This window comes from Enterobacter cloacae complex sp. ECL72, from assembly GCF_019056635.1.
Classification (GTDB): domain Bacteria; phylum Pseudomonadota; class Gammaproteobacteria; order Enterobacterales; family Enterobacteriaceae; genus Enterobacter; species Enterobacter hormaechei_C.
Map to the genome: position 1 here is coordinate 3,767,269 of NZ_CP077659.1, position 14,029 is coordinate 3,781,297.

A 14,029-nucleotide genomic window follows, 5' to 3' on the forward strand; every position below is an offset into this window, starting at 1 on the left:
CCTTTTATTGCACGGCAAACTGCTGGCGAATTTTACGCATCAGCAGGAACAGCCACGGCCAGAGCACACCGTTTACTACACTACTCCAGAACACTTCCGGTCGGAAAGAGACGTTGATCACTAAAAACTCTGCCCAGAAAACAACGATATCCGCAGCGAGCGACAACAACATCACTACCAGCGCCTGTTGCCAGAGCGCAAGGTTACGAAAGAGCTGGAATTTGAGTGCGACGAGATACGCAATAATGCTCATGGATAAGGCGCGGACGCCAAGCGTAGAGCCACTGATAAGATCCAGTATGGCACCCATCACAAAACCTGTGCCGACATTTACGCGGTGCGGCAGGGCAAGGATCCAGTAGAGCAAAATGAGCAATACCCAGTTTGGCCGGAAAACAAGAATGTCGTCCGGCCAGGGCATAATTTGCAGCAACAGTGCAACGAGGAATGAGAGCCAGATTACCCAGCGCCCCTGGCTACGATAACTGGCCACTACTGCCCTCCACCCGAGACTTGCGGCGGTGGGGGCGCATCCGGCAGCGGCTGCGTTAACCCCGTCGCCGGAGCCGGTACGGGTGCAGGTGGTCCCATCGCATCCGGCGCAGGCAGCACCTGCGGCATCATCTGCATCAGGCGTTCGTTGGCCACGCGATGCACATCTTCCGGGGTCATCGGGTTAGCGCCGTTACGATCGGCGCCCCACAGCAGCAACAGGTAGCGCAAACGCTGCAAGCCGGCCGTTGGACGCGCCTGAATCACGGTGTAGGCACGCTGAGTGTCGAGCTTCACGGAAGAGACAACCGCAACCGGGTAGCCCTCAGGGAAACGACCGCCCAGACCGGACGTCACCAGCACGTCGCCCACTCGGATATCCGTGTTGGCAGGCAGGTGTTCCAGTTGCAGATCGTCCGTGCAGCCATTACCGGCGGCAATCACGCGAATATCGTTACGCAGCACCTGAATCGGCAGTGCATGGGTGGCATCGCAAATCAGCAACACGCGGCTGGTCAGTTTGGCAACCGCCACAACCTGGCCCACGACGCCCTTATCGCTGATGACAGGCTGACCTTCGTATACGCCGTTCACGCTGCCTTTATCAATCACCACCTGATCACTGTACGGATCGTTTACGGTGGAGATTACCTGGGTGACCATTTTCTGTTCATCCTGGCGCAGCGGCGAGCCGAGCAGTTCGCGCAGACGGGCGTTTTCCTGCTTATATTGCCCCAGCATCAGCAGCTCGCTATTTTTCAGCAGCAGTTCCTGGCGTAACGCACGGTTTTCGAGTTCGAGCTGGTCACGCGATGAGAGCGTTTGCGACACGGAGTCGAGCAGTTCACGGGGACCATTTGAAATAAAGTAGAAAGGACTGACGGCGGTATCCATGTACGTTCGGATCTGGCTGAACGTACCGAGGCGGCTATCGGCAATAATGACCCCGAGCGCAACCAGAACCGCCAGGATCAGGCGAAACTGTAGCGACGGGCCACGGCTAAAAATTGGCTTCATAGGCTATGCGTATTCTCGCGTCAGAGAGAAAGGGTAGCGAATTGCTACCCTCTCACACCCGACTACTCTTCGCTAAACAAGTCGCCGCCGTGCATGTCGATCATTTCCAGCGCCTTGCCACCACCACGGGCGACGCAAGTCAGTGGATCTTCTGCAACTACGACAGGAATACCTGTCTCTTCCATTAACAGGCGGTCGAGGTTACGCAGCAGCGCACCACCACCGGTCAGAACCATACCGCGCTCGGAGATATCGGAAGCCAGCTCTGGCGGGCACTGTTCCAGCGCAACCATCACCGCGCTCACGATGCCGGTCAGCGGCTCCTGCAACGCTTCCAGGATTTCGTTGGAGTTCAGGGTGAATCCGCGTGGCACGCCTTCAGCCAGGTTACGACCGCGAACTTCGATCTCGCGTACTTCATCACCCGGATAGGCAGAACCGATTTCATGCTTGATGCGCTCTGCGGTTGCTTCACCGATCAGAGAGCCGTAGTTACGGCGAACGTAATTGATGATGGCTTCGTCGAAACGGTCGCCGCCGATACGCACGGAAGAGGAGTACACCACACCGTTCAGGGAGATAACGGCCACTTCAGTGGTACCGCCACCGATATCCACCACCATAGAACCGGTAGCCTCAGAAACCGGCAGACCCGCACCAATTGCCGCAGCCATCGGTTCTTCAATCAGGAACACTTCACGCGCACCGGCACCCTGAGCGGATTCACGGATCGCACGGCGTTCAACCTGGGTTGCGCCAACCGGCACACACACCAGCACGCGCGGGCTTGGGCGCATGAAGCTGTTGCTGTGAACCTGCTTGATGAAGTGCTGAAGCATTTTTTCGGTCACGAAGAAGTCAGCAATAACGCCGTCTTTCATAGGGCGGATCGCGGCGATGTTGCCCGGCGTACGGCCCAGCATCTGCTTCGCATCATGACCTACTGCGGCCACGCTTTTTGGCGAGCCGGCACGATCCTGACGAATGGCCACAACGGAAGGCTCATTCAATACGATGCCTTGTCCTTTTACATAAATAAGGGTATTCGCGGTACCCAGGTCAATGGACAGGTCATTGGAAAACATGCCACGAAATTTTTTCAACATACTAAGGGATAATCCTGAAAGCTGGGGCGGAAAACAAAATCCGCTTACTTTACCAACCACACGCAGCAGCGACAAGGCGCAAAAATCGTCTGCTACGGTGAAAATTAGTGCAGCACGTTTCCTTTGTTACAAATTCATCCCCTGAATCCCTCAGGGCTGAGTAAACAGCAGCGTCCCTCACTTTCACTTGTAACCCACTAAAGGTCGTTCACTGGCTTTTATGCTCGTCTTACTCAAAGCTACAGGCGCGATATTCTACGTGAAAACAAAGTAAACGGCAGGTCAAACAGAGTATCTTTGCAAATATTTTTTCACATTGGTGTCAAGCGGCTGAGAGGCGGCAAAAAAATTCCCCTGACCGCCCGTCACGCCGCGCTCTGTCAACATCTGCCATTCACTACGTGAACGTACGCCTGTGGCAAATACTTGCGTTTGCGTTCCTTTGCACGCTTCCACCAGGCTTTGTACCAGCAGCTGGTTTTCCGTGCGTTTTTCAATATTCCTTACCAGACCCGGATGCAGCTTCAATAATTCAACATCCAGCTCTTTGATCCAGCGGGTGCTCACCAGCGTCAAACCCGCCTGGGTTACCGCCACGCGAGCCCCAAGCGCATTGATTAAACGCACTACCGGGCGCAACCGGCTGATGTGTTGACCTACATCTGCCTCTGCAAGTTCAAAAATAATGCGTTTGCGTTGCGATTTTTCGCATTGCATTAACGTGTCACGTAACCAGCGCTGGAAACGCGGACGGATCAGCGATTCGACGGTCACCTGTAAAGCCAGATTTTCTTCAGGCCAGTACGATAAAAACGGAATGAGACGGGTGATTTGCTGACGGTCATACTCTTCGGACAATCCGAATTGCAACACCATGGGCAGATATTCCGCGGAGATAACCTCTTCAGTGCCATCAAAAATACGGCACATCAGCTCACGATGATGAACATGACCATTCTTCATGACCGCCGGTTTTTGATAGATGCGCGGTCCGCCCCGGCTCAGCATCTGTTCAATCAGGGTTCGCCAGCGCACGTTGCCGCGCCCTTTCTCCGGCAGCGTATCATCATAGACTGCCCAGCCGTTCGCCCCCTGCAATACGGCGTTACGCGTGGCCGCTTCCGCATGTTCCATCACCTGCTCCGTCGACTGACCGCCGCGCCAGGCACAGATGCCCATATGCACCATATCGTCTCTGTCGAGCATTTTGCTCTGGGGCAGCGCATCGACGGCTTTCAGCAGCTGGCTGGCGATACTCTCGGACTCCTTTAAGGTGCGATGCGGCAGCAAGACGGCAAAATCGCTGCGGTGGTAGCGTGCCAGTAACGCGCCGGGGTAGCGCATAATAAAGGTGGACAGCAGGTTAATCAGCGTAAAGAGGTTCTCTTCCGCCACGCGCTGACCCCAGGTATCACGGAGCAGATCGAAGTCGGGCAGGCGAATCATCATTACCACGCCATGCGTACCCACCTTTTCGGGGTCATCAAGAAGGGTAGCCAGCTGATTATCAAAGAAGAGACGGTTGTTGAGGCCCGTTTTGTTATCCTGCGCGGCGTAAGAGCGAATCAATGTGTCCATACGGCTACGCTGATCGCTGGCAAACTGGATTTCGGAGAGCAGCACGTCCAGGGCGCTACTGGTGCGTGATGGCCATTCATAAACCGATCCCCGCACCTGTGGACCCCGTTCGCCATTCAGTATCCGCACGGAGCGTGTTTCCAGCAGTTCCTGGCCGGAAAGTTGACGACGCTGCCAGCGAACGGCGAGGAAAATCAGCAGTACGATAAAGGCAACGGCGATGGTTAAGGGCGCGGTGGTCATAAGCGAGCGTAAATAGTTGCTCATCGGATCCTGGTACATCAGATGAATTGTCATACCCGGATGTTTAAGTGAATTAACCGTGACGTTCCGATACTGATCTACCGTGCCGGCAGGACGATAGCTGCCCTGGCGGGTATGGCGGAAAACGGTCTGCTTCCCCTGTTTAATGTCGATCTGCACGATATCCACAGGCACCATTAACTCATCCAGCTCACGCGAAAGCGCCGGGAAGGAGGTTGCAATCAGGCGAGTGTCGATAACCGATGCAACCGATTCAACCCGGTTAACCAGCTTATCCTGGATGGCATTGTAAAAGCTCAGCGAGCAGCCGATTAGCGTGACAAATATGGTCAGCCCCGTCAGCAAGGTGATAAAAGCTGAGAACTTCGTCGTTAATCGCATCCTTGAGATTACTCCGTGGGTTGAAGGGGGTGCAAGTGAGCACTAACTTGCATTTCAAATGCGGCATACTACCAAACCTGGCGTATCTGGCAATTTATTGCGTTAAATCGGCACTGCGTTTCATTGAGCGAGTATAGTCATCAGAACATATTTTCCCATCATCAAACCTAGTGAGGACCCAGTATGCAGGCTTTGATCTTAGAACAGCAGGACGGCAAAACCGTTGCCTCAGTGCAAGCCATCGAGGAGAGCCGCCTGCCGGAGGGCGACGTGACCGTAGATATCGACTGGTCCAGCCTGAACTATAAGGATGCGCTGGCCATTACGGGAAAAGGTAAAATCATCCGAAATTTCCCGATGGTGCCAGGAATCGACTTTGCAGGCCGCGTACATACCAGTGAAGATCCACGTTTTCACGCCGGACAGCAGGTGCTGCTCACCGGCTGGGGCGTAGGTGAAAACCACTGGGGCGGACTGGCAGCGCAGGCGCGCGTAAAAGGTGACTGGCTGGTCCCGATGCCGAAAGGCCTGGACGGTCGTAAGGCGATGATCATCGGCACGGCAGGTTTCACCGCCATGCTGTGCGTGATGGCGCTGGAAGAGGCCGGGATCCGCCCTGACTCTGGCGAAATTGTCGTCACCGGCGCCAGCGGCGGCGTGGGCAGCACGGCCGTCACGCTGCTGCACAAGTTGGGGTATCAGGTCGCTGCCGTCTCAGGCCGCGAAAGTACGCATGATTATCTACGTCAATTGGGCGCAAGCCGCATTCTGAGCCGCGACGAATTTGCCGAGACCCGCCCGCTGGAAAAACAGGTCTGGGCTGGCGCAGTAGATACCGTCGGCGACAAAGTGCTGGCGAAGGTGCTGGCGCAAATGAATTACGGCGGCTGCGTGGCGGCCTGTGGACTGGCGGGTGGTTTTGCCCTGCCGACGACGGTGATGCCATTTATTCTGCGTAACGTGCGTCTTCAGGGTGTCGATTCGGTCATGACCCCAGCCGAGCGGCGGGCTGAGGCCTGGGAACGTCTGGTGCAGGATCTGCCAGCCTCATTCTTTGACCAGAGCGCCACTGAGATTACCCTGAGCCAGGCGCCAGAGTTCGCCAATAAAATCATGGACAACCAGTTCCACGGTCGTGCGCTTGTTAAAATCGCCTAATCTTCAAATTTTCGTGACATATTCGCGCTAACCCTCCTCCTCCGTCATGCTTAGAAAAACGCCTGACGGAGGATGCCATGAAAACCCGAAAACTGACGGAAGCCGACGTAACGTCTGAATCTGTCTTTATGCTACAGCGCCGCCAGATCCTGAAAATGCTTGGCATCAGCGCCACCGCCCTGACGCTCACCCCTGCGGCCCATGCCGATCTGCTCGACTGGTTTAAGGGCAACGATCGCCCGAAAGCCCCCTCCGGCGCACCGCTTAACTTCACCAAACCGGCGCAGTGGCAGAATAAACTGGCGCTGACGCCGGAAGATAAAGTCACCGGCTATAACAACTTCTATGAGTTTGGTCTCGATAAGGCCGATCCTGCCGCCAACGCCGGGAGCATGAAAACCGATCCCTGGACGCTGAAGATAGATGGCGAGGTGGCAAAACCGCTGACGCTGGATCATCATGACCTCACCACCCGCTTCCCACTTGAAGAGCGCATTTACCGTATGCGCTGTGTGGAAGCCTGGTCGATGGTGGTGCCGTGGGTAGGTTTCCCTTTGCATAAACTGCTGGCGCTGGTTGAGCCCACCAGCAACGCGAAGTATGTTTCCTTCCAGACGCGCTACGCCCCGGACGAGATGCCAGGCCAGAAGGATCGGTTTATCGGCGGCGGGCTGGAGTATCCCTACGTTGAAGGTTTACGTCTCGACGAAGCCATGCATCCGCTTACGCTGCTTACCGTCGGGGTTTATGGCAAAGCGCTACCGCCGCAAAACGGGGCGCCCATTCGCCTGACCGTACCGTGGAAATACGGTTTCAAGGGCATCAAATCGATCGTCAGCATTAAGCTCACCCGTGAACGCCCCCCCACCACCTGGAACCTGGCAGCGCCTGACGAGTATGGTTTTTTTGCCAACGTTAACCCGCACGTTGACCATCCGCGCTGGTCGCAGGCAACGGAACGTTTTATCGGCTCCGGCGGCGCGCTGGATGTTAAACGCCAGCCAACGCTGCTGTTTAACGGCTATGCGGATGAGGTGGCATCCCTCTACCGTGGGCTGAATTTACGGGAGAACTTCTAAGTGCGTTTAACGGCAAAGCAGATAACCTGGCTGAAGGTACTCCTGCATTTAGCCGGATTGCTCCCCTTTATCTGGCTCTTCTGGGCAGCCAGCCAGGGACAGTTCAGTGCCGATCCGGCGAAAGATATTCAGCATTTTACGGGTCGGATGGCTCTGAAATTTATGCTGGCGACCTTGCTCGTCTCACCGCTGGCGCGCTACGCTAAACAGCCATTATTGATACGCACCCGTCGGCTTTTAGGGCTATGGTGTTTTGCCTGGGCGACGCTGCATCTCACCAGCTACGCCCTGCTGGAACTGGGCATTAACAACCTGGCACTCCTTGGCAGCGAACTGGTGACGCGTCCCTATCTGACGCTGGGTATCGTAAGCTGGCTGGTTTTACTGGCGCTGACGCTGACATCCACGCAGTATGCGCAGCGAAAACTGGGTCGACGCTGGCAACTGCTGCACAACTTCGTCTATCTTGTCGCGATCCTCGCCCCGATTCATTACCTGTGGTCGGTGAAGATTTTATCCCCTCAGCCGGTCATCTACGCCCTGCTGGCCCTGGCCCTTTTAGCGTGGCGTTACAAGAAGTTCCGCCAGTGGTTGCGATAGTTCACGAAACTGTGCGTTTTCCCGCAGATTATTTATCAACCGCGAATCTTTTTCGGATAGCGGTTGATAATCTTCCCTGATAAGACCAGTATTTAGCTGCCAAATGCTACGAAATCGTTATAATGTGCGACTTCGGTTTTCCGGACAGGGGTTTTAGGCCTCTGAAAGGGTGACAATTGCGCTTTGAGGGTATATGTTGTTTTTTACCCGAAAATCGCAGGAGATAGCGGCACAATGGCTGACAAATTCCAAATTTTAGTATTGAACGGTCCGAACCTGAACATGCTCGGCACCCGTGAGCCAGAGAAGTACGGCACGCTGACATTGAGCGAAATTGTTAACCGTCTGAGTACGGAAGCAGCCTCGCTGAATGTGGATTTGGACCATTTTCAGTCAAACGCGGAGTACGCAATCATCGACCGTATTCATCAGGCTAAAGACACTGTGGACTATATCCTGATCAATCCGGCCGCGTTTACGCACACCAGTGTTGCTATACGCGACGCACTGCTCGCGGTGAGTATCCCGTTTATCGAGATCCACCTGAGTAACGTGCACGCCCGAGAGCCGTTCCGCCACCATTCCTACCTGTCAGATATCGCCGCTGGCGTGATTTGTGGGCTGGGTGCAGACGGCTATTCATACGCTTTACAGACAGCGGTAAAACGCTTGTCACAATCACACTAAACAAGAGTACGGAACCCACTCATGGATATTCGTAAGATTAAAAAACTGATCGAGCTGGTTGAAGAATCAGGCATCTCCGAACTGGAAATTTCTGAAGGCGAAGAGTCTGTACGCATCAGCCGTGCAGCCCCGGCCGCTAGCTTCCCGGTAATGCAGCAAGCTTACGCTGCGCCAGTGCAGCAGCCTGCGCTCTCCGCAGCCGTTGCACCAGTGGCAGCAGAAGCGGCACCTGCGGCTGCAACAGAAATCAGTGGTCACATCGTACGTTCCCCAATGGTTGGTACTTTCTACCGCACCCCGAGCCCGGACGCGAAGGCGTTCATCGAAGTGGGTCAGAAAGTCAACGTAGGCGATACCCTGTGCATCGTTGAAGCCATGAAAATGATGAACCAGATCGAAGCAGACAAATCAGGTACTGTGAAAGCGATCCTGGTCGAAAGTGGTCAGCCGGTAGAATTTGACGAGCCGCTGGTCGTCATCGAGTAACGAGGCGAACATGCTGGATAAAATTGTTATCGCCAACCGTGGCGAGATTGCACTGCGTATTCTTCGTGCCTGTAAAGAACTGGGCATCAAGACCGTGGCCGTGCACTCAAGCGCGGATCGCGATTTAAAACACGTATTGCTGGCGGATGAGACGGTCTGTATCGGTCCGGCTCCGTCCGTAAAAAGCTATCTGAACATCCCGGCTATCATTAGCGCCGCCGAAATCACTGGCGCGGTCGCGATTCACCCGGGTTATGGTTTCCTCTCTGAGAACGCCAACTTTGCTGAGCAGGTTGAACGCTCTGGCTTTATCTTCATTGGCCCGAAAGCCGACACCATTCGCCTGATGGGTGACAAAGTGTCTGCCATCACCGCGATGAAAAAAGCCGGCGTGCCAACCGTACCGGGCTCTGACGGCCCGCTGACCGACGATATGGATGCTAACCGCGCCCATGCTAAACGCATTGGCTACCCGGTGATCATCAAAGCGTCCGGCGGCGGCGGCGGTCGCGGTATGCGCGTTGTACGCAGCGATGCTGAACTGGCGCAGTCCATCTCCATGACCAAAGCGGAAGCGAAAGCGGCTTTCAGCAATGACATGGTGTACATGGAAAAATACCTGGAAAACCCACGCCACATCGAAATTCAGGTGCTGGCTGACGGTCAGGGTAACGCAATCTATCTGGCAGAACGTGACTGCTCCATGCAGCGTCGTCACCAGAAAGTGGTCGAAGAAGCGCCAGCGCCGGGCATTACGCCTGAACTGCGTCGCTACATCGGCGAGCGTTGCGCTAAAGCGTGTGTCGATATCGGCTATCGCGGGGCGGGTACCTTTGAGTTCCTGTTCGAAAACGGCGAGTTCTACTTCATCGAGATGAACACCCGTATTCAGGTTGAACACCCGGTTACCGAAATGATCACCGGCGTTGACCTGATCAAAGAACAGCTGCGTATCGCAGCCGGTCAGCCGCTGTCCATCAAACAGGAAGAAGTTGTGGTTAAAGGCCATGCGGTAGAGTGCCGTATCAACGCCGAAGACCCGAATACCTTCCTGCCAAGCCCGGGTAAAATCACGCGTTTCCACGCGCCGGGTGGCTTTGGTGTGCGCTGGGAGTCCCATATCTACGCCGGTTACACCGTACCGCCGTATTATGACTCAATGATCGGTAAGCTGATCTGCTACGGCGAAAACCGTGACGTGGCCATTGCCCGCATGAAGAACGCCCTTCAGGAGCTGATCATCGACGGGATCAAAACCAACGTTGATCTCCAGATGCGCATTATGAGCGACGAGCACTTCCAGAATGGTGGGACTAACATCCACTACCTGGAGAAAAAACTCGGTCTAAACGAGAAGTAAGAGACCAGTGTTGCTAAAAGGCCGGATTATCCGGCCTTTTTTATTTCTGGGGATCGCTAAGCCCCATCATGTACAATCCCCGCTTTCTTCATCCACAAGGGACAAAAAATGGACAAACGTTTTGTTCAGGCCCATAAAGAAGCGCGCTGGGCGCTGTGGCTGACCCTTCTCTATCTCGCCGCGTGGTTAGTAACTGCTTACTTACCTGATTCGGCGATTGGCATTACCGGCCTCCCGCACTGGTTTGAAATGGCCTGCCTGCTGCTGCCGCTGGTGTTTATCCTGCTGTGCTGGGCGATGGTGAAATTCATCTATCGCGATATATCACTGGAGGACGATGATGCAGCTTGAAGTCATTCTGCCCCTTATCGCTTACCTGTTCCTGGTGTTTGGCCTGTCGGTTTATGCGATGCGTAAACGTTCGACCGGCACCTTTCTGAACGAGTATTTCCTCGGGAGCCGCTCTATGGGTGGCGTCGTGCTGGCCATGACGCTGACCGCCACGTACATCAGCGCCAGTTCGTTTATTGGTGGCCCCGGCGCCGCTTATAAGTACGGGCTGGGTTGGGTACTGCTGGCAATGATCCAGCTGCCTGCCATCTGGCTCTCTCTGGGCATACTGGGTAAAAAGTTTGCCATTCTGGCCCGTCGCTACAATGCCGTAACGCTGAACGATATGCTGTTTGCCCGCTATCAGAGTCGCTTGCTGGTATGGCTGGCAAGCCTGAGTCTGCTGGTGGCGTTTATTGGCGCAATGACGGTGCAGTTTATCGGCGGCGCACGTCTGCTGGAGACGGCAGCCGGTATCCCCTATGAAACAGGTCTGGTCATTTTCGGTGTGAGTATCGCGCTGTATACCGCGTTTGGCGGGTTCCGCGCCAGCGTACTCAACGACACAATGCAGGGGATGGTGATGCTCATTGGCACCCTCGTTCTGCTGGTAGGTATCGTGCATGCCGCAGGAGGCCTGAGCCATGCGGTTGAAACCCTGGAAGCGATCGATCCGAAACTGGTCTCACCGCAGGGGGCGGATGACATCCTCTCTCCAACCTTTATGACCTCGTTCTGGGTACTGGTGTGCTTTGGCGTGATTGGCCTGCCCCATACTGCCGTGCGCTGCATCTCATATAAAGACAGCAAAGCGGTGCACCGCGGGATCATTATCGGGACAATTGTGGTGGCGATCCTGATGTTCGGTATGCATCTGGCGGGCGCGCTGGGACGCGCGGTGATCCCTGACCTTACCGTACCAGATCTGGTCATTCCGACCCTGATGGTGAAAGTGCTTCCGCCGTTTGCCGCCGGGATTTTCCTCGCCGCACCCATGGCGGCCATTATGTCGACCATCAACGCTCAGTTGCTGCAAAGTTCCGCTACGATCATTAAAGATCTCTATCTGAATTTGCGTCCTGAACAGGTCGAAAATGAGCGACGCCTCAAGCGCATGTCGGCGGTGATTACCCTGGTGCTGGGGGCGTTGCTGCTGCTGGCCGCGTGGCGTCCACCGGAGATGATCATCTGGTTGAACCTGCTCGCCTTTGGTGGGCTGGAGGCCGTTTTCCTGTGGCCGCTGGTGCTGGGGCTCTACTGGGAACGCGCGAATGCCGCGGGTGCATTAAGCGGCATGATTGTCGGGGGCGTCCTGTATGCCGTTCTCGCCACGTTTAAAATTCAGTATCTGGGCTTCCATCCGATCGTGCCTTCGTTACTGGTAAGTTTACTGGCGTTTGTGGTGGGAAACCGTTTTGGTCGACCGGTGCCACAAACTGCCCTGATTTCTACTGATAAATAAAGAGTTTTGCCATGCCGTGGATCCAATTAAAACTGAACACAACCGGCGCGAACGCCGAAGAACTGAGTGATGCGCTGATGGAGGCCGGTTCGGTCTCTATCACCTTCCAGGACACGCATGACACGCCGGTCTTTGAGCCGCTGCCAGGCGAAACGCGCCTGTGGGGTGATACGGACGTTATCGGCCTGTTCGATGCAGAAACCGACATGAAAGAGGTCGTGGCGATTCTGGAAAACCATCCGCTGCTGGGCGTGGGTTTCGCGCATAAAATTGAACAGCTGGAAGACAAAGACTGGGAACGCGAGTGGATGGACAACTTCCATCCGATGCAGTTTGGTCAGCGTCTGTGGATCTGCCCAAGCTGGCGTGAAGTTCCCGATAAAAACGCCGTCAACGTGATGCTGGATCCGGGTCTGGCGTTCGGCACCGGCACCCACCCGACAACCTCCCTGTGCCTGCAATGGCTGGATGGCCTGGATCTGGAAGGCAAAACCGTGATCGACTTCGGTTGCGGATCCGGAATCCTTGCTATCGCGGCGCTGAAACTGGGCGCGGCAAAAGCCATCGGGATCGACATCGATCCGCAGGCGATTCAGGCCAGCCGTGATAACGCCGAGCGTAATGGCGTTTCCGATCGCCTTGAACTGTATCTGCCCGATGCACAGCCAGAGGCGATGAAAGCCGATGTTGTGGTCGCGAATATCCTGGCTGGCCCGTTACGCGAGCTGGCGCCGTTAATCAGCGTGCTGCCGGTTGAAGGCGGTCTGCTGGGCCTGTCCGGTATCCTTGCCAGCCAGGCAGACAGCGTCTGTGAAGCCTACGCCGATCTCTTCGCGCTCGACCCGGTGGTCGAGAAAGAAGAGTGGTGTCGCATCACCGGCCGTAAAAAATAAGCGTTTGGCGTGGTCGTCTGACCACGCCTTTTCCCTTCGGTTTTTTCTCCCGCCTTCTTCCTTTCTTCGATAAAATAACCGCACAAATCATAATGTTAATCATTGATTTGGATAATAAAATTCACAGGAAGAATATGATGAAACACATTTCAGGCAAGGCAGCGCTGCTGGCGCTGAGCATAATTTCGGCTACGGCTTACGCATCACACTGGAGTTATCAGGGAGAAGGCGCACCGGAACACTGGGGCGAACTGGACGAGGCGTACAAGACGTGTAAAAGCGGAATGTATCAGTCGCCGGTCAACATAGATAACACGGTCAAAGCCCACATCTCTCCGCTGGAAACGCACTATATCGACGGCCCGGTCATTCTGACAAACAACGGCCATACTATCCAGGCAAGTGAAAATGCCGATACACGCGACAGCATCACGCTTGATAAACAGCGCTGGACGTTACAGCAGTTCCATTTCCATGCGCCATCCGAAAACACGGTGCACGGTAAAAAATACGCAATGGAAATGCATCTGGTCCATAAAAACGCTGACGGCGAACTGACGGTCGTTGCCGTTATGTTCGATCAGGGCGCGGCAAACACTGAACTGGATAAACTCTGGGGCGTGATGCCCGGACAGGTTGACCAGAACGTCACGATTAAGCCAACCCTCGATATGAATAAATTACTGCCCACGGATAAAACCTACTGGCGTTTTAGCGGCTCTCTGACCACGCCACCGTGTTCAGAAGGGGTGACATGGCTGGTGCTCAAGCACCCGCTGACCGTCTCTGCTGAACAGCTGCAAAAATTCACTCACACCATGCACCATGAAAACAGCCGCCCGGTTCAACCGCTTCATGGCCGTCTGGTTGTTGAATAAGTCGATTTTTTTACGCTGATATCCTGTGCTGAAATGCGACGCAGATCGCAAAGAAGCGCCATAATCTGCTGCTTATAGCAGCAGATTATCCCGGACAATTGATTCATTTATTCAGAAATGATGAGAAGTTACGGGAAATTGTAAGCGCCCACAAAATGTTCATTTATTCATAACACAATGATTTAAATAGCGAATAATCTTATCCAAAAAGAATGACTGGCGATTCCTTGATCTACAACAGAGGATTGTTCAAAGTTT

The 14,029-nt window shown here is 54.8% G+C and carries 14 protein-coding genes; 10 read left to right on the forward strand and 4 right to left on the reverse strand.

Features of this window, described 5'->3' with window-relative positions:
* Positions 1-4: 4 nt before the first annotated feature.
* The 4 genes from mreD to csrD form a co-directional block, all read right to left on the reverse strand.
* On the reverse strand, positions 5-493 hold the full coding sequence (gene mreD / locus KTH07_RS18175; RefSeq protein ID WP_003860402.1) for a rod shape-determining protein MreD: 489 nt from the start codon (positions 491-493) through the stop codon (positions 5-7).
* Positions 493-1,509: a rod shape-determining protein MreC gene (gene mreC / locus KTH07_RS18180; protein ID WP_003860400.1), complete on the reverse strand. Its 1,017-nt coding sequence runs from the start codon at positions 1,507-1,509 to the stop codon at positions 493-495. Before mreC ends, mreD begins: the two co-directional genes overlap by 1 nt.
* 62 nt (positions 1,510-1,571) lie before the next feature.
* On the reverse strand, positions 1,572-2,615 hold the full coding sequence (gene mreB, locus KTH07_RS18185) for a rod shape-determining protein MreB (RefSeq protein WP_000913396.1): 1,044 nt from the start codon (positions 2,613-2,615) through the stop codon (positions 1,572-1,574).
* A 282-nt stretch (positions 2,616-2,897) separates the two neighbouring features.
* Positions 2,898-4,838: an RNase E specificity factor CsrD gene (csrD, locus tag KTH07_RS18190; RefSeq protein ID WP_217310808.1), complete on the reverse strand. Its 1,941-nt coding sequence runs from the start codon at positions 4,836-4,838 to the stop codon at positions 2,898-2,900.
* A gap of 183 nt (positions 4,839-5,021) precedes the next feature.
* On the opposite strand from csrD, the gene KTH07_RS18195 reads away from it, so the two are divergent.
* From KTH07_RS18195 to KTH07_RS18240, 10 genes are all read left to right on the forward strand, one after another.
* On the forward strand, positions 5,022-5,996 hold the full coding sequence (locus tag KTH07_RS18195; protein WP_015572015.1) for an MDR family oxidoreductase: 975 nt from the start codon (positions 5,022-5,024) through the stop codon (positions 5,994-5,996).
* Positions 5,997-6,073: 77 nt separating this feature from the next.
* Positions 6,074-7,075 (forward strand): protein-methionine-sulfoxide reductase catalytic subunit MsrP, encoded by a 1,002-nt coding sequence (msrP, locus tag KTH07_RS18200; RefSeq protein ID WP_015572016.1) that lies wholly within the window; start codon positions 6,074-6,076, stop codon positions 7,073-7,075.
* Positions 7,076-7,675 carry a protein-methionine-sulfoxide reductase heme-binding subunit MsrQ gene (msrQ, locus tag KTH07_RS18205; RefSeq protein ID WP_023304507.1) on the forward strand — a complete coding sequence of 200 codons (600 nt, stop codon included), beginning with the start codon at positions 7,076-7,078 and terminating at the stop codon, positions 7,673-7,675.
* Between the two features lie 234 nt (positions 7,676-7,909).
* Entirely contained in the window at positions 7,910-8,362 is a 453-nt protein-coding gene (aroQ, locus tag KTH07_RS18210) for a type II 3-dehydroquinate dehydratase (RefSeq protein ID WP_003860391.1), read from the forward strand.
* A 21-nt stretch (positions 8,363-8,383) separates the two neighbouring features.
* Complete coding sequence (gene accB / locus KTH07_RS18215) at positions 8,384-8,848, forward strand: acetyl-CoA carboxylase biotin carboxyl carrier protein (protein ID WP_015572018.1); 465 nt, start codon at positions 8,384-8,386, stop codon at positions 8,846-8,848.
* Positions 8,849-8,858: 10 nt separating this feature from the next.
* The gene (accC, locus tag KTH07_RS18220; RefSeq protein ID WP_003860388.1) at positions 8,859-10,208 is read left to right on the forward strand and encodes an acetyl-CoA carboxylase biotin carboxylase subunit; all 1,350 of its coding nucleotides are present in this window, start codon (positions 8,859-8,861) and stop codon (positions 10,206-10,208) included.
* 108 nt (positions 10,209-10,316) lie between these two features.
* The gene (locus KTH07_RS18225; protein ID WP_003860385.1) at positions 10,317-10,559 is read left to right on the forward strand and encodes a YhdT family protein; all 243 of its coding nucleotides are present in this window, start codon (positions 10,317-10,319) and stop codon (positions 10,557-10,559) included.
* On the forward strand, positions 10,549-12,000 hold the full coding sequence (gene panF, locus KTH07_RS18230; protein ID WP_023304508.1) for a sodium/pantothenate symporter: 1,452 nt from the start codon (positions 10,549-10,551) through the stop codon (positions 11,998-12,000). The genes KTH07_RS18225 and panF overlap by 11 nt, the downstream gene beginning before the upstream one ends.
* Positions 12,001-12,011: 11 nt before the next feature.
* Positions 12,012-12,893, forward strand: coding sequence for a 50S ribosomal protein L11 methyltransferase (prmA, locus tag KTH07_RS18235; RefSeq protein ID WP_015572021.1), 882 nt, complete (start codon positions 12,012-12,014; stop codon positions 12,891-12,893).
* A gap of 137 nt (positions 12,894-13,030) precedes the next feature.
* Entirely contained in the window at positions 13,031-13,771 is a 741-nt protein-coding gene (locus tag KTH07_RS18240) for a carbonic anhydrase (RefSeq protein ID WP_017693891.1), read from the forward strand.
* The last annotated feature ends 258 nt before the right edge of the window (positions 13,772-14,029 follow it).